Source organism: Gordonibacter sp. 28C (genome assembly GCF_003339845.1).
GTDB lineage: Bacteria > Actinomycetota > Coriobacteriia > Coriobacteriales > Eggerthellaceae > Gordonibacter.
This window is the reverse complement of the sequence record NZ_PPTR01000004.1, coordinates 281465-301569: the sequence shown is the minus strand read 5'-3', so window position 1 is coordinate 301569 and position 20105 is coordinate 281465. Positions and strand designations below refer to the sequence as shown.

The 20105-nt window shown below is 63.5% G+C and carries 20 protein-coding genes; all 20 read left to right on the top strand.

What is annotated here, in order from left to right; genetic code table 11:
• Window positions 1-95: 95 nt before the first annotated feature.
• The 20 genes from C1878_RS07280 (at window position 96) to C1878_RS07185 (ending at window position 20099) form a co-directional block, all read left to right on the top strand.
• The gene (locus tag C1878_RS07280; RefSeq protein WP_199519301.1) at window positions 96-794 is read left to right on the top strand and encodes a sugar transferase; all 699 of its coding nucleotides are present in this window, start codon (window positions 96-98) and stop codon (window positions 792-794) included.
• Window positions 794-2014, top strand: a complete 1221-nt coding sequence (locus C1878_RS07275) for a glycosyltransferase family 4 protein (RefSeq protein WP_114600947.1) — start codon at window positions 794-796, stop codon at window positions 2012-2014. The genes C1878_RS07280 and C1878_RS07275 overlap by 1 nt, the downstream gene beginning before the upstream one ends.
• Window positions 2007-3056, top strand: a complete 1050-nt coding sequence (locus tag C1878_RS07270) for a polysaccharide biosynthesis protein (protein WP_114600946.1) — start codon at window positions 2007-2009, stop codon at window positions 3054-3056. Before C1878_RS07275 ends, C1878_RS07270 begins: the two co-directional genes overlap by 8 nt.
• Entirely contained in the window at window positions 3053-4243 is a 1191-nt protein-coding gene (locus C1878_RS07265; RefSeq protein ID WP_114600945.1) for an NAD-dependent epimerase/dehydratase family protein, read from the top strand. Before C1878_RS07270 ends, C1878_RS07265 begins: the two co-directional genes overlap by 4 nt.
• A gap of 4 nt (window positions 4244-4247) precedes the next feature.
• A complete protein-coding gene (locus C1878_RS07260; protein ID WP_114600944.1) occupies window positions 4248-5426 on the top strand; it encodes a UDP-N-acetyl glucosamine 2-epimerase in 1179 nt (392 codons plus the stop codon).
• Window positions 5411-6589: an N-acetyl sugar amidotransferase gene (locus C1878_RS07255; protein ID WP_114600943.1), complete on the top strand. Its 1179-nt coding sequence runs from the start codon at window positions 5411-5413 to the stop codon at window positions 6587-6589. Before C1878_RS07260 ends, C1878_RS07255 begins: the two co-directional genes overlap by 16 nt.
• A 1-nt stretch (window position 6590) precedes the next feature.
• Window positions 6591-7217 (top strand): imidazole glycerol phosphate synthase subunit HisH, encoded by a 627-nt coding sequence (gene hisH, locus C1878_RS07250; protein WP_114600942.1) that lies wholly within the window; start codon window positions 6591-6593, stop codon window positions 7215-7217.
• On the top strand, window positions 7218-7985 hold the full coding sequence (locus C1878_RS07245) for an AglZ/HisF2 family acetamidino modification protein (protein ID WP_114600941.1): 768 nt from the start codon (window positions 7218-7220) through the stop codon (window positions 7983-7985).
• Between the two features lie 57 nt (window positions 7986-8042).
• A complete protein-coding gene (locus C1878_RS07240; protein WP_114600940.1) occupies window positions 8043-9191 on the top strand; it encodes a glycosyltransferase family 4 protein in 1149 nt (382 codons plus the stop codon).
• Window positions 9112-10113 (top strand): ATP-grasp fold amidoligase family protein, encoded by a 1002-nt coding sequence (locus C1878_RS07235; RefSeq protein WP_114600939.1) that lies wholly within the window; start codon window positions 9112-9114, stop codon window positions 10111-10113. The genes C1878_RS07240 and C1878_RS07235 overlap by 80 nt, the downstream gene beginning before the upstream one ends.
• 128 nt (window positions 10114-10241) lie before the next feature.
• On the top strand, window positions 10242-11558 hold the full coding sequence (locus C1878_RS07230; protein ID WP_114600938.1) for a nucleotide sugar dehydrogenase: 1317 nt from the start codon (window positions 10242-10244) through the stop codon (window positions 11556-11558).
• Between the two features lies 1 nt (window position 11559).
• Window positions 11560-12633 carry a Gfo/Idh/MocA family protein gene (locus C1878_RS07225; RefSeq protein ID WP_114600937.1) on the top strand — a complete coding sequence of 358 codons (1074 nt, stop codon included), beginning with the start codon at window positions 11560-11562 and terminating at the stop codon, window positions 12631-12633.
• A 10-nt stretch (window positions 12634-12643) separates the two neighbouring features.
• Window positions 12644-12880, top strand: coding sequence for an acyl carrier protein (locus C1878_RS07220; protein WP_199519300.1), 237 nt, complete (start codon window positions 12644-12646; stop codon window positions 12878-12880).
• Window positions 12881-12882: 2 nt separating this feature from the next.
• The gene (locus C1878_RS07215) at window positions 12883-14283 is read left to right on the top strand and encodes an AMP-binding protein (RefSeq protein ID WP_158539756.1); all 1401 of its coding nucleotides are present in this window, start codon (window positions 12883-12885) and stop codon (window positions 14281-14283) included.
• 8 nt (window positions 14284-14291) lie between these two features.
• The gene (locus C1878_RS07210) at window positions 14292-15341 is read left to right on the top strand and encodes a hypothetical protein (RefSeq protein ID WP_199519299.1); all 1050 of its coding nucleotides are present in this window, start codon (window positions 14292-14294) and stop codon (window positions 15339-15341) included.
• Window positions 15328-16515 (top strand): acyl-CoA reductase, encoded by a 1188-nt coding sequence (locus C1878_RS07205; protein ID WP_114600934.1) that lies wholly within the window; start codon window positions 15328-15330, stop codon window positions 16513-16515. Before C1878_RS07210 ends, C1878_RS07205 begins: the two co-directional genes overlap by 14 nt.
• Before the next feature lie 2 nt (window positions 16516-16517).
• Complete coding sequence (locus C1878_RS16590; protein WP_158539755.1) at window positions 16518-17276, top strand: SDR family NAD(P)-dependent oxidoreductase; 759 nt, start codon at window positions 16518-16520, stop codon at window positions 17274-17276.
• Window positions 17273-18010: an SDR family NAD(P)-dependent oxidoreductase gene (locus C1878_RS07195; RefSeq protein WP_114600933.1), complete on the top strand. Its 738-nt coding sequence runs from the start codon at window positions 17273-17275 to the stop codon at window positions 18008-18010. Before C1878_RS16590 ends, C1878_RS07195 begins: the two co-directional genes overlap by 4 nt.
• 34 nt (window positions 18011-18044) lie before the next feature.
• Window positions 18045-18950 (top strand): UDP-3-O-(3-hydroxymyristoyl)glucosamine N-acyltransferase, encoded by a 906-nt coding sequence (locus C1878_RS07190; RefSeq protein WP_114600932.1) that lies wholly within the window; start codon window positions 18045-18047, stop codon window positions 18948-18950.
• 3 nt (window positions 18951-18953) lie between these two features.
• Entirely contained in the window at window positions 18954-20099 is a 1146-nt protein-coding gene (locus tag C1878_RS07185) for a DegT/DnrJ/EryC1/StrS aminotransferase family protein (protein ID WP_114600931.1), read from the top strand.
• Window positions 20100-20105: the final 6 nt, after the last annotated feature.

Genomic DNA, 20105 nt, shown 5'->3' with positions numbered 1-20105 from the left:
CTGCATCCTCCAAAAACTCTGATAACCCGGGTTATGGAAATCTGACCGAGGGGGTAACCGACGGGGAGGGCGACAGGGAGGTCGGAGTTGCCGACGTGGCCGGCGAGGGCGGCTGGGGGGCCATGGCCGCGCGCCTGCACCCCGGCGTGGAGGTCCGCCCGCCGCTCTCGCGCATCCCGAACCGGGGCTACGCCCACGCCAAGCGCGCCCTGGACGTCGCCTCCGCCGCGCTCGCCCTCGTCGCCCTCTCGCCCGTGTTGCTCGCCTGCGCCGTCGCCGTGAAGGCCACGAGCCCGGGCCCCGTGCTCTTCCGCCAGGAGAGGTGGGGGCGGGGGCGGACCCGCTTCGAGTGCTGGAAGTTCCGCACCATGGTCGTGGGGACCCCGCCCGACATGCCGGCGGCATCCTTCGGGGACAAGGCCGCCTTCATGACGCCCGCGGGCGACTTCCTGCGCCGCTGGTCGCTCGACGAGCTTCCCCAGCTCGCGAACATCCTCAAGGGCGACATGTCGGTGGTGGGCCCGCGCCCCGTCATCGTGCGCGAGGGCCGCCTGATCGACCTGCGCGAGCCCCTGAACGCGACCGCCGTGCGCCCCGGCCTCACCGGCTGGGCCCAGGTCAACGGCCGCAACCTGGTCGACGACGCGGAGAAGGCGTTCCTGGACGGCGAGTACGTCGCGAACATGTCGCTCGCCTTCGACGCGCGGGTGTTCTTCAGGACGATCGCGACGGTGCTGAGCCGGCGGGGCGTGGATAGGGACGCGCGGCGCGACGGGGACGGTGTTCCGTTCTGATGAGGCTTCTCGTCGTGAGCCAGCACTACTGGCCCGAGCCCTTCAATGTGACCGACATCTGCGAGACGCTCGCGGCGCGAGGGCACGAGGTCACCGTGCTCACGGGTCTGCCGAACTATCCGGAGGGGCGCGTGCCGGAGGGTTACCGGGGCGGCCGCAACCGCCGGCAGTCCCGCAACGGCGTTGAGATCGTGCGGTCCTCGCTCGTGGAGCGTCGGAGCGGGGCCGCCCGCCGCGTCGCGAACTACCTCAGCTTCGCGCGCAGGGCCTCGCGCCTGGCCAAGCGGCTACCCGCCGGCTTCGATGCGGTTCTTGTGAACCAGACCTCGCCCGTGCTCATGGCGCTGCCGGCGTACGCGTACCGCAAGGCCAACGGGGCGAAGGTCCTCCTCTACTGCGTGGACATCTGGCCGGAGTGCCTGTTGGCGGGCGGGTTCTCGAAGGGGTCGCTCGCGTACCGCGCCATGCTAGAGGTGTCGCGCCGCATCTACGCCGCCGCGGACGCGGTGTGCGTCACCTCGCCGGGGTTCCGCGACTACTTCGAGGAGGTGCTCGGGCTGGACTCGTCCGGCATGGCCGCGCTGCCCCAGTACGCCGAGGACATCTTCTCCCCGAACGCCGCCGTGGCAGGCGACGACGCGGCCCCCAGGCTGAAAGAGGGCGCGTGCAACCTCGTGTTCGCCGGGAACGTGGGCGCGGCGCAGTCGGTGGAGACGATCGTGCGCGCCGCGGCCCGGCTCAAAGGCGACGCGCGGATCGCGTTCCACGTGTTCGGCGACGGATCCTCGCTCGCGGGCTGCGAGGAGGAGGCGCAACGGCTGGGCGCGGACAACGTGGCCTTCCACGGCCGTCTGCCGCTGGAGGCGATGCCCGGCGTGTACGCCCAGGCCGACGGGATGCTGCTCACGTTCGCGCGCGATCCGGAGAACCTCACTCTGCGCTGCACCATCCCCCGCAAGCTGCAGTCCTACGCGGCGGCGGGGAAGCCGATCGTCGCCGCCGCGGACGGAATCGCCGCCCGCATCGTGGATGAGTCCGGGTGCGGCCTGCGCTGCGGCGCCGGCGACGACGAGGCGCTCGCCGGGCTGTGCGCCGAGTTCGCGGGCATGCGGGGCAAGGGCGAGATGGGGCGCCGTGCGCGCGTCCTGTACGAGGAGAGGTACACGAAGGAGCGTTTCATGAACACCCTCGAGGCGGAACTGGAGAAGCTCTGTGCTTAGCGCTTTCAAGGACAAGACCCTGCTCATAACCGGCGGTACGGGCAGCTTCGGCTCCACCGTGCTCGAGCACTTCCTGGCCTCGGACGTCGGCGAGGTCCGCGTCTTCAGCCGGGACGAGAAGAAGCAGGACGACATGCGCCACGTCCTGCAGGCGCGCGACCCGGGGCTCGCGGGGAAGGTGCGCTTCCACATCGGCGACGTGCGCGACGAGCGGTCCGTGCGCGACGCCATGCGCGGGGTGGACTACGTGTTCCACGCGGCGGCCCTCAAGCAGGTGCCCTCCTGCGAGTTCTTCCCCATGGAGGCGGTGAAGACCAACGTCGTCGGCACCGACAACGTGCTGCACGCGGCCATCGACGAGGGGGTGGGGAAGGTGGTGTGCCTGTCCACCGACAAGGCGGCCTACCCCATCAACGCCATGGGCACCTCCAAGGCCATGATGGAGAAGATCATCTACGCGAACGCCAGAAACGGCGCGGGGCGCACCACCATCTGCTGCACGCGCTACGGCAACGTCATGTGCAGCCGCGGCTCCGTCATCCCGCTGTTCATCGAACAGATCCGCCGCGGCGGTCCCGTCACCGTGACCGACCCGTCCATGACGCGATTCCTCATGAACCTCGACGAGGCGGTCGACCTCGTGCGATTCGCCTTCGAGCACGCCCGCCCCGGCGACCTGTTCATCCAGAAGTCGCCCGCCTCCACGGTGGGCGACCTGGCCGAGGCCGTGCAGGGGCTGTTCGGGCGCACGGGCACGAGGATCATAGGCACGCGCCACGGCGAGAAGCTCTACGAGACGCTCATGACCTTCGAGGAGCGCCTGCGCGCCGAGGACATGGGGGCCTACTTCCGGGTGCGCGCCGACACGCGCGACCTCAACTACGACAAGTTCGTCGCCGAGGGCAAGGTGGAGACGAGGGCGGAGGAGTCCTACAACTCCCACAACGCCGAGCGCCTCGACGTGGAGGGCACGGTCGCGAAGATCATGGAGGCCTCCTACGTGCGCGACGCGCTTATGGGCCGGGAAGGGGGCCTGCTGTGAGGGTGCTCGTGACCGGTGCCAAGGGCTTCGTGGGGAGGAACCTCTGCGAGTCGCTCAAGGCGATCCGCGACGGCAAGGACCGCAGGCCCCGCTACCAGGCGCTGCTTCCGCTGGAGGTCTTCGAGTACGACCGCGACTCCTCGCCCGAGGACCTCGACGCCTGGTGCGCGGCCGCCGACTTCGTGTTCAACCTCGCCGGCGTGAACCGCCCGGAGGACCCCGCCGAGTTCATGGAGGGCAACTTCGGGTTCGCCTCGGAGCTGCTCGCTGCCCTGGAGCGCTGCGGCAACAAGTGCCCCGTCATGCTCGCCTCCTCCGCGCAGGCGTCGCTCTCGGGCCGGTACGCGGGCAGCGCCTACGGGGAGAGCAAGCTCGCGGGCGAGCGCCTCTTCCGCGCCTACTCCGAGCGCACGGGCGCGCCCGTCCTGGTCTACCGCTTCCCCAACGTCTACGGCAAGTGGTGCCGCCCGAACTACAACTCGGCCGTGGCCACCTTCTGCTGCAACGTCGCGAACGGCCTGCCGGTGCGCGTGGACGACCCCTCGACGGAGCTCGAGCTGCTCCACGTCGACGACCTCGTGTCCGAGATGCTCGAGGCGCTGCTGGGGGGCGAGTCCCGCGGCCCGGACGGCCTCTGCCATGCCGGCCCGACCGACCGCGCGACGCTCGGCGAGGTCGTCTCGCTGCTGGAGTCGTTCCGGGACTCCCGGGAGACGCTCGAGGTCCTCGACCAGTCCGAGGGCTCGTTCTCGAAGAAGCTGCACTCGACCTACCTGAGCTACCTGCCTGGGGACGGCCTCGCCTACCCCCTGGACCCCAGGCGCGACGAGCGGGGCTCGTTCGCGGAGTTCCTGCGCACCCCCGACCGCGGGCAGGTGTCGGTGAACGTCTCCGAGCCCGGCGTCACGAAGGGCAACCACTGGCACCACATGAAGTGGGAGAAGTTCCTCGTCGTCTCCGGCGAGGCCTCCGTCCGCCTGCGGCGCGTGGGGTTGGACGAGGGCGGCCGGCCGTTCCCCGTCGCGGAGTACCGGGTCTCCGGCGACCGGCCCGAGGTCGTGGAGATGGCACCGGGGTTCACCCACTGCATCGAGAACCTCTCGGACTCGGAGGACCTCGTGACCCTCATGTGGGCCAACGAGCCCTTCGACCCCGAGGATCCCGACACGTTCTTCGAGGAGGTGTGACGGCGTGAGGGCCGACTACTCGGACATCAGCTTCAAAGATGACGGCCGTCTCAAGCTGCTTATCATCGTGGGCACGCGCCCCGAGGTCATCCGCCTATCGGAGGTGATCAAGAAGTGCCGCCGGCACTTCGACTGCCTGCTCGCGCACACCGGCCAGAACTACGACTACAGCTTGAACGGCGTGTTCTTCAAGGACCTCTCGCTGGGCGACCCGGACGTGTACCTGGATGCCGTCGGCGACGATCTGGGCTCCACCATCGGCAACATCATCGACGCGAGCTACAAGCTCATGCGCGCGGCCAAGCCCGACGCGCTGCTGATCCTCGGCGACACGAACAGCTGCCTGTCGGCCATCCCCGCCAAGCGCCTGCACATCCCCATCTTCCACATGGAGGCGGGCAACCGCTGCAAGGACGAGCGCCTGCCCGAGGAGACGAACCGCCGCATCGTGGACATAATCTCCGATGTGAACATGGCCTACTCCGAGCACGCGCGCCGCTACCTGGCCGAGTGCGGCTGCGCCCCCGAGCGCACCTTCGTCACGGGCAGCCCCATGGCCGAGGTGCTGCGCGCGAACCTCGGCGCGATCGAGGCATCCGACATCCTCGACAGGCTCGGCCTCGAGTCCAAGGGCTACTTCCTGCTGTCAGCCCACCGCGAGGAGAACGTCGACGCCGACGAGAGCTTCGAGTCGCTGTTCGGGGCGGTGAACGCGCTCGCCGAGCGCCACGGCATGCCCGTCCTGTACTCGTGTCACCCCCGGAGCCGCAAGCGCCTGGAGGAGACCGGATTCGCGCTGCATCCGCTCGTGCGCATGCACGAGCCCATGGGCTTTCACGACTACAACAGGCTGCAGATGAGTGCCTACGCGGTGGTGTCCGACTCCGGCACGCTGCCCGAGGAGTCGAGCTTCTTCGCCTCGATTGGCAGACCTTTCCCCGCAGTGTGCATCCGTACCTCCACTGAACGCCCCGAAGCCCTCGACAAGGCGTGCTTCACGCTCGCCGGCATCGACGAAAAGGGTCTCCTGCAGGCAGTCGAGGTCGCTGTGGCCCTGGAGAAAGCGGGAGAGCACGGGGTTCCCGTCCCCGACTACGCCGACGAGAACGTGAGCACCAAGGTGATGAGAATTATTCAAAGTTACGCGAATATCGTAAAAGACGTTGTATGGAGAGAGGGGTAGGTTTGCTTGCAGTGAGCGATGCCGCTAATCAAAGGGAATACCAGATATGCGCCAACTGCGTGATGGACACTAGCGATTCGATGATCGTGTTCGATGAGAAAGGTATATGCGACCATTGCCACAACTACTACGAGAGCATCGAACCGAGCTGGAAGCCCGGTTCGCCCGAGGCGCGAGCTGAGCTAGCCGCGATGGTTTCCAAGCTCAAGTCCTACGGCGAGGGCAAGGACTACGATTGCATCATCGGCCTCTCGGGCGGTGTGGACAGCTCGTATTTGGCGTATTACGCCAAAGAGGTTCTCGGCCTTCGGCCCCTTCTCTTCTCGTGCGATACCGGCTGGAACCTCAACGTCGCAGTGAACAACATCGAGCGCATCGCCCGTGGGCTCGACTGCGAGTTGTACACCGAGATCGTCAACTGGAACGAGATGCGCGACCTCCAGCTGGCTTTTTTCAAGTCGCAGGTGCCCTACCAAGACATTGTGCAAGACCACGTGATATTCGCCGCCCTCTACAACTTCGCCGTCAAGCGAGGTATTAAGTACACGCTCACCGGCGCGAACTACTCCACTGAGTGCGTCAGGGAGCCGAACGAGTGGGTATACCAAAACGACATCCGCATGCTCAAGGACATCCATGCTCGATACGGGGAGGCTCCCTTGTCGTCGCTGCCCCTCTGTGGCATGTTCAAGAACCATCTCTACTACCGCTATGTCAAGGGCATGAAGGCATACCGCCCCTTGAACCTGATACCGTACACGAAAAAGGACGCCATCGACACGCTGCATGACAAGTTCGGCTGGGAGCCGTACGCGAACAAGCATTTCGAGAGTGTCTTCACGCGCTTCTACGAAGGGTATTGGCTCATCGAGAAGTTCGGTTACGACAAGCGGCGGGCGCACTTTTCCAGCTTGATCCTTACGGGGCAGATGACGCGCGAAGAGGCCCTTTCGAAGCTCGCCGAGCCTGCCTATGATCCCAAACTGGCTCAAGAGGACATGGAGTATGTGGCCAAGAAGCTCGGCCTGACGAAAGCCGAGTTCGAGGCAATGATGAGCGAGCCGAACAAAACTTATCGGGATTATAAAAACCAATCCGGCATGATCGCCGCTGCCGTCAAGGTCGCCCAGCTCGTTGGTATGGAGAAGAGGAACTACCGCTAGCATGACGGGGATTTGCGTCATAGATTACGGCGTGGGCAACGTCGGCTCGATATTGAACATGTTCCGAAAAATTGGGGCGGGCGCTTTCGCGAGCGGCAATCCCGAAGACGTGTGCAAAAGCGATCGGCTGCTTCTGCCCGGAGTCGGCTCCTACGACTTCGGGATGGTCCAACTGGCAGAACGCGGCTTGGATGTTGCGGTGAAGGACTTCGCCGCAACGGGCAAGCCGGTCATGGGGATATGCCTCGGCATGCAGCTCCTCGGCATGTCAAGCGAGGAGGGCGAGCTGCCCGGCCTCGGGTTGATTCCGTTCGACTGCAAGAGGTTCGACTTCGCGACGATGCCCGATGCGGCGGATCTCAAAGTGCCCCATATGGGATGGGACACGGTTGCTTTGAAAAGGGAAGACCCCCTGTTCGTTGCAGTGCCCGAGCCACAACGGTACTACTTCGTCCACTCCTATTACGTCAGATGCAAATGCGACGACGACGTGGTAGCCGAATGCGAGTACGGCGTCACGTTCGCCGCTGCGGTAAGGCGGGGCAATGTCAGTGGAACCCAATTTCATCCGGAGAAGAGCCATAGGTTCGGTATGTGCCTGATGAAGAACTTTGCTGAGTCGGCTTAAATGCTAGTCCGCCCCCGTCTCATACCTTGCCTCTCCATCATCGACCACGACCTTGTCAAGACCGTCCAATTCGACAAGCCGCGCTATCTCGGCGATCCGGTGAATGCGGTTAAGATATTCAACGAAAAGGGCATCGACGAGTTGTGCGTCTTGGATATACGAGCCTCGCGGAACCATCGTGCGCCTGACATGGGCTACCTTGCCGATATAGCAAGCGAGGCTTTCATGCCATTGAGTTATGGCGGCGGCATAACGTCGCTTGACGAGATCGAACGAATATTGTTCATGGGATACGAAAAAGTGGTGATCAACACCGCCTTCGTGAACAATCCCAGGTTGGTCGGAGAAGCGGCTGGCCGCGTTGGCAGCCAGAGCGTTGTCGTGGCCATCGACGCCAAGAGCGGCCTATTCGGCAAATGCTCGTGCTTCGTTTGTGACGGTGGCGTCAAAACCGGCAGAGACCCGGTGGCGATGGCTCGGTTAGCCGAGTCTTGCGGCGCGGGGGAGATATTGCTCAACTCCATCAGTAACGACGGCATGATGCACGGTTACGATCTCGATCTGATCAGTTCGGTTGCAAAGGCGGTGAGCATTCCGGTGATTGCATGCGGGGGAGCAAAGGACGTTGGCGATTTCAGAAGGGCTCTCGATGCTGGGGCGCATGCGGCGGCGGCGGGCAGCCTTTATGTTTACTACGGCAAGGAGAAGGCCGTTCTGATCAACGCCCCCGAAGAGAGGAGGCTGTTCGAGGTGGGGATATATCGATGAGCTGGGGCAGCCGACTTTCGGTAACGCAAACGGGCTGCGGCATATAGAGGTTTGGATATGAGAATATTGCACTGCTGTCTTGCCAATTTTTACATCGATGGTTACGGCTATCAGGAAAACATTCTTCCTCGCCATAATAAAGCAGATGGGCATACTGTTAAAATCCTAGCCTCCACGGAAACCTATATCGATAACCAAGTGTTAGGATGCGTGGAGCCCGGTACGTACGTGAACGAGGACGGGATAGAGGTCACGCGCGTTCCTTATCGCCAGTTCCTGCCCCGGTCTCTTATGAGGCGGTTACGATATTATCAGGGAGTGCGACAGTTCCTGGAAAGCTTTGAGCCTGACGTCATCCTTTACCATGGTAACGGAGGGCATGGAATCGTTGAGGTTGTTAGTTACTGCTCTAAAAATCCCAACGTTACGTTGTATGTAGATAGTCACGAATCGTTTGCGAACTCGGGACGCAATCCCCTTTCTCGGCACGTGCTCCATGGCTTTATTAATCGTATTTGGATTCAGCAATCATTGCCCTCGATTAAGAAGATGCTGTGCGTCGCGCCGGAATGTTACCCGTTCTTGGAGAAACTGTACGGGATACCCGAGGACCTGATGGAGCTCTACCCCCTCGGGGGGGAGATTTTGCCAAGGGAAGACCATTTTGCCTTAAGAAGCTCGGTTCGAGACAGGCTTGCCTTCTCCGACGACGACATTGTGCTTTTGCATACGGGAAAGCTCAACACTCAGAAGAACACCGCACTGCTCCTCGATGCGTTTTCCCAAGTTGAAGACCTAACCGCTTTTAAGCTTCTTATTGTTGGGAGTTCCGCGCCGGATGTAGAGAGCCAGATTATGAAAGCAAAGTCCGCTGATGAAAGAATCTCGTACATTGGCTGGCTGCCAAGTGCACGCCTGCAAGAGTGCTTTCATGCAGCCGACATATACATGCAGCCCGGAACGGCATCCGCTTCATTCCAACAATCACTCTGCGCTGGATGCGCTGGTGCTGCACGGTCGGCACATAGTTATCCGGAATTCTTCGACGATGCATACTGGCCGATTAACAGCGTTGAAGACATAGTTCTCCTTCTTCGTGATATTGCTCGTACCCCGCGGATTCTAGATGACAAGAAAAATCGATGCTTCACCTTCGCCAGGAGTCGGCTGGACTATTCGGAGCTTGCTAAAAGGCTTTACCGATGATGACGGGAGGCAGATGATGCTAGGTGGATTAAAGAGGGCGTTTTCTCGCTATGCTCCGCGAACGTCTCAAAAAGTGAAATATGCTTACAACCATGGGCGATGGCCCGATTTTCGGAACCCCCGAGAGTTCTATGAAAAACTTTCCGCCTTGAAGCTTGGCGCGTATGGAACTGATCCGCTGATAGCTCAGTGCGCCGACAAAGCAGCGGTGCGCGAATATGTTGAGCAATGCGGTTGCGGTCATATTCTGACGAAACTTTACGGAACCTACGACCACCCATCTGAAATCATTTACGACGACATGCCTGAGGCGTTCGTCGTAAAGGCGTCGATAGGAGATGGCGTGAACTATTTTTGCCCTCGCAAATCAGAGGTGACGGTCGACCAATTCCGTGCAGATATGAGGGCGCTCGAAAAACGTTGGAGTGTGCGAGCGCAGCGGCGGACGGCGCAGGAAAGAAGCCGTCGCAATGTTTTCCTGGTGGAAGAATACTTGGATGACGGGTCGGGTGATGTGCCGCCCGACTACAAAGTGCACTGTTTCGGCGGGGTGCCGAAGGCGATATCGCTATTCTTGGGGCGCTCGGACGGGGAGCCTGAATCGGGGGCGATTTTCTCTCTCGACTGGAACATCATAGGCGATATTTGGCGCTCAGCCAATAAGGTTTTAACGATCGAGCCAGAGAAAGCTCCGGACCCTCCGATCACTTTAAGAGAAATGATTCATGCGTCATCCTTGTTGAGCGCCCCCTTTCCCTATATGCGAGTTGATCTGTACGAAATAGATGGATGCGTGAAGTTCGGAGAATTGACTCCATTTCCGGCAGGATGCACGCGTGGCTCATCCTGCTTGATTGACGGTGTGCCGATGGGCGATTTGGTCGATTTGAAATACGGTGGACGTGATTGGACGAAACCATGATACGGCGAGCCTTGCAGGTTGTGCAGACGTGTCCTATTCGCTCGATACACATCAGTTTCTCCGCTGTTCAGCCTTACCTTCTCCCATGGTAGCTCGGCCACGTTTGTGGAAAGAAAGGGTTTCAGTAAATGGACAACAATGAAATAGGGCAGCGCATTGTCAGCCGCACCCTTGTCTGTGGCACGGTCGGCCTTGGCTATGTGGGCCTTCCTCTCGCGGTGGAGAAGGCCAAGGCCGGCTTTAAGACCGTTGGCTTCGATGTGCAGGTCGACAAGGTCGCCATGGTCAACCGTGGGGAGAACTACATAGGCGACGTCGTGCAGGAGGACCTCGCGGCGCTCGTGGAGGCCGGCATGCTCGAGGCCACGTGCGACTTCTCGCGCGTGGCTGAGTGCGACTTCGTCGCCATCTGCGTACCCACGCCACTCGATTCCCACCAGATGCCCGACACCTCTTACATGGAGGCGTCCGCGCGCGAGATAGCGCCCTATCTCAAGGAAGGCGCGATGGTGGTCCTCGAGTCCACCACCTACCCCGGGACCACCGAGGAGCTCATACTGCCCATCCTTGAGAAAGGGTCGGGGATGAGATGCGGCGAGGGATTCTACCTCGGCTTCTCGCCCGAGCGGGTGGATCCAGGCAACCTGCTGTTCAAGACGAAGAACACGCCGAAGGTCGTGGGCGCCGTAGGCGAGGACGCGCTCGAGTGCATAGCGGCCGTCTACGAGGCCGTGCTCGAGGGCGGCGTGACCCGCGTGTCGAGCCCGGCGGTGGCCGAGATGGAGAAGATCCTCGAGAACACCTACCGCAACGTTAACATAGGGCTCGTCAACGAGCTGTGCATGCTGTGCGACCGCATGGGCATCGACGTGTGGGAGGTCATCGACGCGGCCAAGACCAAGCCCTACGGATTCACCGCGTTCTACCCCGGCCCCGGACTCGGCGGCCACTGCATCCCGCTCGATCCCTACTACCTGTCCTGGAAAGCGCGCGAGTACGGCTTCCACACCTCGATGATCGAGGCGTCCATGACGGTGAACGACTCCATGCCCGAATGGGTGGCCTCGCGCGCGGCGCGCATCCTCAACCGGGCGGGCAAGGCGATGCGGGGCGCGAAGGTGCTCGTTCTCGGCGTTGCCTACAAGCAGGACATAGACGACTACCGCGAGTCGCCAGCCCTGCGCGTGATCGAGCGTCTGGAGGAGCGGGGTGCCGAGGTCTTCTACTACGATCCCTGGGTGCCGCGATACCGGTACAAGGAAGATGCCAAGGAATCCATCCCGGACCTGTCGGCCGAGGCGATCGCCTCGGCCGACCTCGTTCTGGTCGCCTGTGCGCACACCGACGTCGACTACGCCTTCGTGCGAGAGCACGCCAAGGCCGTGCTCGACACGAAGAACGCCATGAAGGCTGTGTATCCCCGAGAGAACGTCGAGGTGCTGTAGCATGAAGTGTGCGATCATCGGCTGCGGGCGCATTGCGCTCAACCACGTCAAGGCGGTCCGCTCGAACAGCTTCGAGCTCGCCGCCCTCTGCGACGTCGTCCCGGATAAGTGCGGGGACCTGCTGGGCCGCGCGGAGTGGGAGGGGCCGGCACCCTCGATCTATCTTGACTACCGCGAGATGCTGGCCGCCGAGCCCGGTCTCGACATAGTGGCCGTCGCCACCGAGAGCGGCGAGCACGCCCGCATCGCCCTCGACTGCGTTGACGCGGGCAAGAACCTCATCATCGAGAAGCCGGTCGCGCTCTCCATGGCCGACGCCGACGAGATCGTGCGCCGCGCCGACGAGCGCGGGGTGAAAGTTTCCGCCTGCCATCAGAACCGCTTCAACGTCGCCGTGCAGCACGCCCGCCGGGCAGTGGAGGAGGGCCGCTTCGGGCAGATGTCCCACGGTTCGATCCACGTGAGGTGGAACCGCGGCAAAAGCTACTACGAGCAAGCCCCTTGGCGCGGCACGTGGGCGCAGGACGGCGGGTGCCTCATGAACCAGTGCATCCACGGCATCGACCTTCTGCGCTGGATGATGGGCGGCGAGGTGGTGTCCGTGTACGCTCAGACGCGCCAGCGTTTCCACGGCTACCTTGAGGCGGAGGACGTGGGGGTGGCCGTGCTGTCGTTCGCGGACGGCTCGGTGGCCACGGTCGAAGGGACCTCCAACGTGTTCCCCCAAAACCTCGAGGAGACGCTCTACCTCTTCGGCGAGACGGGCACGGTGAAGATAGGCGGCACGTCCACCAACAACGTCGACGTGTGGGACTTCGCCGACGAGCGGCCGGAAGACGCCGGGGCCCGCGGCCTCGCGGAGCCGACGTCGAACGTCTACGGCAACGGCCACGCGCTGCTCTACGCCGACGTGGCCGAGGCGATCCGCGAAGACCGGGCACCCTACGTGGACGCGCGGGCAGGGCGAGACGCGCTCGAGGTGGTGCTCGCCATCTACAAGAGCCAGAGGACGGGACTTCCCGTGGAGCTGCCGCTTTCGGGCTTCGCGAGCACGGACATGGAAAACGAGTTTTAGGAGAATCGGCATGGAGAACATGGACAAGTACGAAAACGCATTCGTGGAGGCGCTCGGGGTGGGAAGGGCGGATCTTGCCGGTCTCGAGTACCAAGGCATTCCTGCGTGGGACTCCGTCGGCCACATGCAGCTCGTCGCGGCCGTCGAAGACGCCTTCGACATCATGATGGACACCGACGACATCATCGACTTCAGCTCCTTTGAAAAGGGCAAGGAGATCGTTGCCAAATACGAGGTCGAGCTGTAGCCGTGGCGTTCTGGGATCTTGAGGCCGCACCCTCCTCCGCCGAGGCCCTCGTTGCGGCGGAGGGGCCCGTTACCTACGGCGAGCTCGCCGGCATGGCGGACGACGTCGCCGGGCACGTGCTACCCGGACAGGTGGTGCTGTTCGCGGCCTCGAACGCCGCGGCGGCGATAGCGGGCTATCTCGGCTTTCTCCGCGTTGGCGCCGTCCCCCTCATGTCGAACGGGGACGCGGCGGGGGAGACGCTTGTCGGGCTTGAGGAGGCGTATGCGCCCGAGTTCGTTTGGGCGCCGGAGGGTTCGACCGCCCTCGTTGGCAAGGAGCCCGTGTTCTCTCTCGAAGGCTACTGCCTTGCAAAGGCGGACTCGCCCGGTTGCTCCGAGGCGAATCCCGACCTCGCGCTTCTCCTGCCCACTTCGGGTTCGACGGGCTCGTCCCGCTACGTGCGCGTCAGTCGGCGCAATCTGCAGTCGAACGCGGAGGCGATAGCCGGTTACATGGGGTTGTCCCCCTGCGACCGGGCCATAACGACGCTGCCCTTCTCGTACTCCTACGGCATATCCATCGTGAACAGCCACCTAGAGGCGGGGGCGTCCGTCGCCCTTACCGGATGCTCTCTCATGGAGCGGGGCTTCTGGGACCTTTTCCGCGCATCGGGCGCGACGAATTTCGGCGGGGTTCCCTACACCTACCGGATTTTGGAGCAGCTGCGATTCGGGCGGATGAGCCTGCCGTCGCTGCGCTTCGCCACCCAGGCGGGCGGTGCCCTCGGCGAGGATATGCATAGGAGGTTCGCCAAGGCGTGCGCCGACAAAGGTGCGGGCTTCTTCGCCATGTACGGGCAAACCGAGGCCACGGCGCGCATTTCCTTCCTGCCGCCCGAGCGAGCGCTTGACAAGGCTGGTTCTGTCGGTATCGCGATCCCGGGCGGCTCCCTGCGGCTCGAGCGCGAAGACGCTTCGGTGGTGGATGCCCCCGGCGAGGTCGGCGAGCTCGTCTACGAGGGCCCCAACGTGACGATGGGCTACGCGACTTGCCGAGCCGATCTCTCGAGGGGCGACGAGCGGGGCGGCGTGCTGCGCACGGGCGATCTCGCGCGCTTCGACGAGGATGGCTTCTTCTACATCGAAGGGCGGAAAAGCCGCTTCCTCAAGGTGTTCGGCAACCGCGTGGGCCTCGACGACCTCGAACGGCTTCTTGCCGAGCACGGTGTTTCCGCCGCCTGCACCGGGGAGGACGACTGCGTGAGGGTGTTTGTGGAGAACGGAGAGGCGGAACTTGCCACCGAGCTGCTCCCCTTGCTCACGGGGCTCAATCACGCGGCTTTCCTCGTCGCCGCTGTCGAAGATCTGCCCCGGAGCGAGTCCGGGAAGGTGCTCTATTCGAAATTGGGGGGAGGAAGATGACCTTCGCCTTGGATTATGGAGAGCTGTTCGAGGCGGGACTCTTCTCCTTGGCGGCGCCTGAGAAACGGTCGCTGCACGCGAGGTGGCTCTCTGCCTTGAACTCCCACCATAGGAGGCTCTGCCCCGAGTACGATCGGATCTGCGCAGTGCTCGGCGACGGGGTGCCCGTGCCCGTGCGCCTGTTCAAGGAGCTTGACTTGATGAGCATCGAGAAGGGGGCGGTCGCCAAGACCATGACCTCGTCGGGCACGTCGGGCCAGCGCAGGAGCAGGATATATCTCGACAACGATACTTCGGCTAGGCAGACCAAGGCCCTTTCGCGCATCGTCTCGGACTTCACCGGCGAGCGGAAGCGCATGCCCATGCTTGTCGTCGACGCCGAGGGCACGGTGAGGAACCGATCGATGTTCTCGGCCCGAACCGCGGGCATCCGCGGATTCTCGATGATGGGAAGGGACGTGACCTTCGCCTTGCGTGACGATATGGCGCTCGATTGGGATTCCGTCGAGGCCTTTGCGGAGCGCCATTCGGGGGAGCGCGTTCTTGTGTTCGGGTTCACTTTCCTGGTGTGGGCGAACCTTGTCGAGGAGGCTCGCTCGCGCGGCTTTTCCGTGGAGATGGAGGGCGTTCTCGTGCACGGAGGGGGTTGGAAGAAGCTCGCCGACCGGGCCGTGTCGCCGGCGGAGTTCGCCGAGGGCGTGCGCGGCGTGCTCGGCAGTGGGCTTCGTCCGTGCGACTACTACGGGATGGTGGAGCAGACGGGATCGATCTGCATGGAATGCGAATGCGGCCGTCTGCACGCAAGCGTGTTTTCCGACGTCGAGGCCGTCGATCCTGCGACCATGCTCCCCGTTCCCTTCGGGGCGGAAGGACTCCTTGTCACGACGAGCCTGCTGCCGACGAGCTATCCCGGGCACGTCCTGCTCACGGAAGACGTGGGGGCCGTGCTCGGGGAGGACGACTGCCCGTGCGGGCGTAGGGGCCGCTACTTCGAAGTCCACGGTAGGCAGAAGGGCGCAGAGGTGAGGGGGTGCAGCGACACTTATGAAGGACGGTAGTGATGCTTTCGAGGGAGTGGAGTTTGTGGCGGGCGATCCGGGAGTGCTGGCTGCCCGGCCGGTGAGAGCGTTTGCCAAGGGCTCCCTCTCGTTGCTCGCCGACGTATCGGCGCGCCTTATGGGAGACGACAGGGCTCGCCGCCTGCCCGATGTCGTTTCGTTCGCGTTCTGGTGCAGGAGGGCCCACCTCGAGGCGCTCGCAAAAGGGTACGCAGAGGCCCCGCTCAGACTTGGCCGCGGGCTCGCCTTGCACATAGCGCCTTCGAACGTCCCTGTGAACTTCGCGTTCTCCTGGGCGTTTTCGCACCTTGCGGGCAATGTCGATGTCGTGCGCGTCCCGTCCAAGGCCTTCCCCCAAGTCGATGTTATCTGCACGGCGATTGGCAAGGCCATGGCGGTCGCAGGCGATTCGCGGTCCGCGTTCGTTCGCTACCCCTCCGACGGCGCCGCCACGGAGAGCCTCTCGCTCGTTTCCGACGTCCGGATCGTGTGGGGCGGCGACGCCACGGTGGCGAGGGTGCGCTCGATGCCCTGCCCGCCTCGCTGCGTCGACGTGGCCTTTCCCGACCGCTATTCGGTCGCGCTCGTTGACGAGCGAGCGATTGCGGATTTGGACGACGGGGGGCTTTCGGAGCTTGCCGCAGGGTTTTACAACGACACCTACCTTATGGATCAGAACGCATGCTCGTCGCCCCGGACGGTGATCTGGCTTGGGGCGGACGGATGCCAGAGGGGCCGCTTCTGGAGGGCCGTGAGGCGGCAGGCGGCCGAGGCCTACGACCTCCAAGGGGCGGTTTGCACGGACAAGTACGTGAGGCTGTGCGCCGATGCGGCCTCCGGGCTCGTCTCGGAGCGCGCGTCGTTCGACGGACGCTTGACGCTTGCCCCCTTGGCCGAGATGCCCGGGGATCTCTCGGATTTGCGCGGCTACGGCGGGTACTTCTACGAAGTCGAGGCGGGCACCATGGAGGAGGCGATCGGCTCGCTCGGAGCGCGGTGCCAGACGATCGTCTACTACGGGGTGGATCCCGAAGCCGTTCGCGAGGCGGTGGTGGATGCGGGTTGCGCGGGGGTCGACCGCATCGTTCCCGTAGGAAGTGCTATGGACATCGGGATCGTGTGGGACGGATTCGACTTGGCGCGAGTTTTATCGCGCGTCGTGGAAGCGAGGTGAGCATGGGAAGGCTTCTGGAGGATAGGTCGATCATCGTGACCGGCGCCCGCAGGGGCATCGGTCGTGCGACGGTGCGCGAATGCGCTGCGTGCGGTGCCGATGTTTGGGCGTGCGCCCGCGGCGAAGACGACGGGTTCGCGGAGGAGATGGGGTTGCTGGCGGCCATGCACGGGGTTCGCATCGACCCGGTGTTCTTCGACCTGAGGGATCGGGAGGCGACCGCCGCTGCCGTAAGGGCGATGGCGTCGGGGAAGAGGAGACGCCCCGCCGACGGCCTTGCGAACGTGGCGGGCATCGTCCGCAACGCCATCTTCCAGATGACGGGTGCTTCTGAGATGGAAGAGGTTCTCGAAGTCGACTTCCTCGCGCAAATGCGCGTTGCCCAGACCGTCGCGCGCGCCATGCAACGCAGGGGGAGGGGCAGTATCGTGAACGTCTCGTCTTTCGTCGCCTTGGACGGAAACGAAGGGCAGCTGGCGTACGCCTCCGCGAAAGGCGCGATAGCCACCGCCACGAAGGTCCTTGCGAAAGAACTCGCCGGCGACGGCGTCAGGGTCAACGCGGTTGCGCCGGGGCTCATCGATACCCGCATGGCCTGGGATCTTCCTGGAGGCAAACGGGAGGTCCTTATCGAAAAGACCCCTCTGGGAAGGATCGGCTCTCCAGAGGAGGTGGCGAGCGTGATAGCGTTTCTGCTCTCCGACAAGGCGTCCTACATCACGGGCCAAGTGATACGGGTGGACGGGGGGATAGGCTCGTGAAGGAACTGCTATCGGGTAAGAACATCGTCGTCACGGGGGCGGACGGAGGCCTTGGGTGCGCACTTGTGGAAACGCTTGCCGAGCAAGGTGCCAACGTATGGGCCTGCTGCTATGGCGGAGGGGACGATGGCGGATCTGCTGATTCGGAAGGCGCTTGGCCGAGGCGCGTCCGTCTGGATCTGGCCGACAGGGAGTCGATCGAGGAAGCGTTCGCCGCGATACGCGACGCAAGGCTGCCCGTAGACGGCCTCGTCGACAACGCGGGCATCATGCGCACGTCCTTGTTCCAGATGACCACGGAGGCGTCGCTTCGCGAGCAGTTCGAGGTCAACTTCTTCGGGCCCTACGTCTTCACGCAGATGGTTTGCAGGCTCATGGCGCGGCGCAAATCCGGTTCGATAGTGGCCGTTTCGTCCGTCAACGCCCTCGAGGCGAGCAAGGGCAAGAGCGCTTACGGGGCCTCCAAGGCGGCGCTCGCCGCATGCATCTCCTCGCTTGCGAACGAGATGGGTCCGCTCGGCATCCGCGCGAACTGCGTGGCTCCGAGCGCGGTGAGGACTCCGCTTCTCGACGGCGTGTCGGAGGCGGCGCTTTCGGAGCTCGTGGAAAACTGCGCTCTCGGGCGCATTGCGGAGCCCGGAGAGGTGGCGGGCGTGATAGCCTTCCTCCTCTCTGACGAGGCAAGCTACATAACCGGTCAGTGCATTCGCGTCGACGGCGGTCTGTTCGCATGACGCGTCGCCCATCGCGAGGAAGGTTGCCGAAGATATGAAGCGGATGGAAATCGGAGAGATCGTCGACGGCTTGCGCAAGGCGGGCTTTTCTTGCGAGTTCAGGGGCTCTGACGATTGCTCGATAGAGGGGTTTTCCGATCCGGCGTCCTACTTGCCTGGGACCGCCGTTTGGCTCGGGGCCACTCGTTACCTCAAACTCGACGAGAGCGAATGGAATCAGGTGACGCTTTTGTTCGCGAGGCCGGACATGGAGGGTGCCGAGAAATTCCCTTCGGTCCTGTACTGCGAGGATCCGAGAAACGCGTTCATGTTCGTCGTGGAAGGCTGCGTTGAGCGGAAGCCCCGCTCGGGAATCCATCCCGCTGCGGTCGTGTCGGACGAAGCGGTTTTGGGGGCGGGCGTCTCCGTTGGCGCGGGGTCGGTGGTCGAGGCGGGTGTTTCCATTGGGGACGGAACCGTCGTCCAGGAGAACGCCGTCATCCATTCCGGAACCGTGATCGGGTCGAACTGCAGGATCATGGACGGGGTCTGCATCGGGAACGACGGCTTCGGCTTCAGGAGGAACGACGAGGGCGGTTGGACGCGCCTCCCTCACCTCGGGCGCGTCGTGATCGGCGACGACGTCGAGATAGGGGACTGCTCGAACGTCGACAGGGGGACGTTCAGGGACACGGTAGTGGGTAACGGCACGAAGATCGACGCGTTGTGCCACGTTGGGCACAACGTCCAGATCGGAAGGGACTGCCTCCTCACGTACACCGAGATAGGGGGCAACGCGGTCATCGGGGACAGGTGCGTGTTCGTAAGCTCCTGCGTGAAGAACCGAATCGCGATCGGCAGCGATGTCTACGCGGGCATCGGCAGCGTGGTCATCAAGAATCTGCCCGACGGTGTCGAGTGCTTCGGCAATCCGGCGCGCATCGTCAAGAAAGGTCGGTAAGCAATGGAATTCAGGGACTTGAACGCCCAGTACGAGGCGTTGAAGCCGCGGATCGACGCAGCCGTTGCCCGCGTGTTGGCCCACGGCCGCTACATCGGCGGCCCGGAGGTGGCGGAGCTCGAAGGCCGCCTCGCCGAGTACGTCGGCGTCAGGCACTGCGTAACCTGCGGCAACGGCACCGACGCCCTCCAGCTCGCCCTCATGGCGTGGGGAGTTGGGACGGGCGACGCGGTGTTCGTGCCCGACTTCACGTTCTTCGCGAGCGGCGAGGCGCCGGCCCTTCTGGGGGCGACGCCGGTGTTCGTCGACGTGGACGGGCGCACCTTCAACCTCGATCCCGAGAGGCTCGAAGAGGCCGTCCGCTACGTCGAGGACTCGACCGACCTCGTTCCGAAGGCGGTCGTGGCGGTCGACCTGTTCGGGCTTCCCGCCGACTACCCGGCGATCCGCAAGGTCTGCGAGCGGCACGGTCTGCTGCTTTTGGAGGACGGCGCTCAGGGCTTCGGCGGCTCCATCTCGGGGAAGATGGCCTGCTCGTTCGGCGACATCTCCACCACGAGCTTCTTTCCGGCCAAGCCCCTCGGGTGCTACGGCGACGGCGGAGCGGTGTTCACGGATTCCGATGAATGGGCGGCGCTCGTCCGCAGCTACGCCGTGCACGGCAAAGGCTCCATGAAGTACGACAACGTGCGTGTGGGCGTCAACAGCAGGCTCGACACCGTGCAGGCAGCAGTTCTTCTGGTGAAGCTCGAAGCCTTCGAGCGTTATGAGCTTGGCACGGTGCGAGAGCTTGCCGCTCTCTATTCCGACGCGCTCTCTGATTCGAGGCTCGCCCTTCCGCAGGCACCGTCGAGGTATCTAAGCTCTTGGGCCCAGTACAGCGTTCTTCTTCCGGAAGGTGCCGATCGCGTCACGTTGCAGGCCCGCCTCAAGGACAAGGGCGTGCCAACCATGGTTTACTATCCTCGCCCCATGCACGAGCAGCCGGCGTTTGTTGGAAAGTGCCTCTGCCCGAGCGGATGTCCCGTGACTATCCGCCTGTGCGAGACGGTGTTGAGCCTTCCTATGGGGCCATGCCTCTCGCGAGTTGACTGTGAGCGGACGGCGGCGTTGGTCGGGACGCTTGTCGAAGGGAATGGACGAGAATAGGCGATG